We start from the raw sequence: 2,646 nt of genomic DNA on the forward strand, positions 1-2,646 counted from the left end.
TATCCACACAAAATAAATAATTCGAATAGCTATTCTCTTTATACTTAAATGATCACATAATCCTATTGACTCTTCTTCTTTTTCGACTTATTTTGACTTATATAATTTTCCAACATATACTGTATTAATAATGTCAAAGGAGCTTACATATGAGTGCTGAAAACCGTGTACCAATAAATGTTTCTATACCATCTAATTTGAGCAAAAGACTTTCTCGATTAGCTGAAGATCGAAATGTATCTACAGACCAATTAGCAGAAAAAGCTGTTGAACTATTACTCGACTATATGGAAGATAACGATCTTATTATTGATCATATTAAGTCGGAAAATGCCGATATTATTAGCAGAAATAGAGAAATTCTTATGCAAGGAAGAAGCATGTTGAAAAAAGAGTAAAAAAAGTACCTCATTTTTAGAATGAGGTACTTTTTTTAGGAAGCTAATGCCTGATGGTCTATTCATAGGCTATGAATATACTGTTTAGAAACATTAGGTGAGCTCATGACTGACAGAAGCGCCGCATAATTGAGCGAGAAGGCAATCTCATCTCCTACTTGTAAATCTATCTTCTTCGCATCTACCACTGTATGATCACTACTTGAACCAATAATCTCTACATCTACATTAGGCGTTAAACCCGACACTTGTACATCCTGAAACCCTACTCCGAGAATCGCTCTTCTGATTGTTCCTCGGTCTTCAAAGTGCGGTGATAATCCTACTGTGTTTTGGGCAATTTCTCCATAAGGAACAGAAGGTTTTATTTTTGATTCAATCACTTCTGAAATAAAGGTAAAGGCATCTGTAAATAATCCAGGGATGTTCATTCGGTATAGCGTTTCTTTTCCTAATAAGATGGACTCTCCCACTCGCAAGTTATTAATCTGTCCAATATTTTCAGTGGTCTTGAACCAACTATAATTAGCAGAGTTTCCTCCTGAAACATAAGTGAGTGATATAGAAAACTTTTTTTCAATTTCTTTACTCAACGATGATAGTTCCTCCATTTTATCTTTTGTAGGTTTCACACCTCCAAAACAGGCAAAGTTTGCTCCAATTCCAATCAGATTAATATTAGGTAGATTCAGAACTTCATCAATGAATTCGTCAAGATCCTCAGACAAAATCCCTTCTCTCAAATCACCCATCTCTATCATGAGGATGATTTTATGAACAACTTTTTTCTTCTTTGCTTCAGCTGAAAGGCTTTTTATAATAGCGAGTTCAGTATTAAGGCTAATATCTGCATATTTAATGACAGAATCGATTTCACTTAATGCAGGCGTTCTTAATAAAACGAATTCTGCTTTTATGTTGGCTTCACGCATTTTCTTAAGGTTTTTTACATTGGAGTCCCCTAGAAGATGGATCCCCTTATCGACTAAAACCTTTGCAATTTCGGGAACTCCACAGACACCTTTGGTCACTCCCATGATGTCAATCCCTTTAGTTTTATACAGTTTGAGCAGAACCTCTGCATTCATTCCAATTTTAACTGTGTTAATTTCAATCCTTGGTGCAATAGAATCGTTCACGTGACTAGTAATTTCGTTGTTTTATTCTTTAGTAATGGAAAAGTCTCAAAAATGCTGGCGATTAGTTTATCGCATCCGTATTTTAGAACATCTGTCGTTGGAAGATTAAGTTGATCCTCATATTCAACAATTACATCTGCAATTTCCTGATCTGACATGTTTTCATGGTTAATCGTAATAGCTATAATCTTTGTGCTTGAAAAATTTTCAATCAGTTCAATCTCACTTTTTATGGTTGGCATTTTCATAAAGTTAAAATCCCCTAAATTTTCTCGCTTTGGCGGATGCTGAATGATTACGGCTCCTGGTCTTGATCCCCTGATAATTCCACATGAACTTATATAAGCCGGATGACTTAGTGCTCCTTGTCCTTCAATCAGAATAATGTCAGGTTGATCATTTGTATGCGCTTTCATAACTTCGTTTTCAATTTCACCTGTCATAAATTGCGATGGTATCGCGTCGATAGCCACCCCATATTTTGCTCCTTGGATGAGTCCCGTTTGCCCTGTTGCTACAAAAGCAACCTTTAAGCCCATTTTCAAAAGGGCAGCCTCAAGAATTACAGATGTCGTTCTTTTCCCTACTGCACTGTCTGTTCCGAGCACTGCCACAACCGGTGTATCAATGGCTAAAATTCTTCCTGAAAAAAGATGCATATCTTTTTTCAACGGCGGCTTTCTAACATCGACTATTTCGACCCCATACTTTACAGAGGCATCTACAAATTCTTCATCTGCTGTGAAGAATTCATGAAGAGGGTTAACGATATTCATCCCATATTCCATTGCCTTTAATACAATATTTCTTTCGTTTTCTTTTAAAAACCCTTCAGATGGAGCCATACCATAGATGAATTGGTTCGGTATTTTAGTCAAACTTCCTATAGCATCCTCAAGTGTTGAGAAAAACGGAATACCATTTTTCACTCCCTCAAGGACTTCCCCTGTATCCATTCCGGCTTTTGAACGATCGATTACACCAACAATTTGATATTTACCTGAACTTCTAATCAATCCATTTGCCGTTTTTCCATCCATTGTTCCAAAATGATTTTCACAATAAATAGGCGCCGTTTTTTTCATTTCACTTTCCCTTCCATGTTCCTC

Annotated in this window: 3 protein-coding genes; 1 reads left to right on the forward strand and 2 read right to left on the reverse strand. The window is 36.4% G+C overall.

Going from position 1 to position 2,646, the window contains the following annotated elements; genetic code table 11:
* Window positions 1–149: 149 nt before the first annotated feature.
* Window positions 150–398, forward strand: coding sequence for a hypothetical protein (locus AC52RT_RS03685; RefSeq protein ID WP_495539500.1), 249 nt, complete (start codon window positions 150–152; stop codon window positions 396–398).
* Between the two features lie 62 nt (window positions 399–460).
* On the opposite strand, the gene AC52RT_RS03690 is transcribed toward AC52RT_RS03685, so the two are convergent.
* Both AC52RT_RS03690 and AC52RT_RS03695 read right to left on the reverse strand, forming a co-directional pair.
* Window positions 461–1,537, reverse strand: a complete 1,077-nt coding sequence (locus AC52RT_RS03690) for an alanine/ornithine racemase family PLP-dependent enzyme (protein ID WP_495539501.1) — start codon at window positions 1,535–1,537, stop codon at window positions 461–463.
* The coding region (locus AC52RT_RS03695) for an N-acetyltransferase DgcN family protein (RefSeq protein WP_495539502.1) at window positions 1,534–2,646 on the reverse strand (1,113 nt) is incomplete at its 5' end. The genes AC52RT_RS03690 and AC52RT_RS03695, both read right to left, overlap by 4 nt.

The organism is Peribacillus sp. (assembly GCF_059453735.1).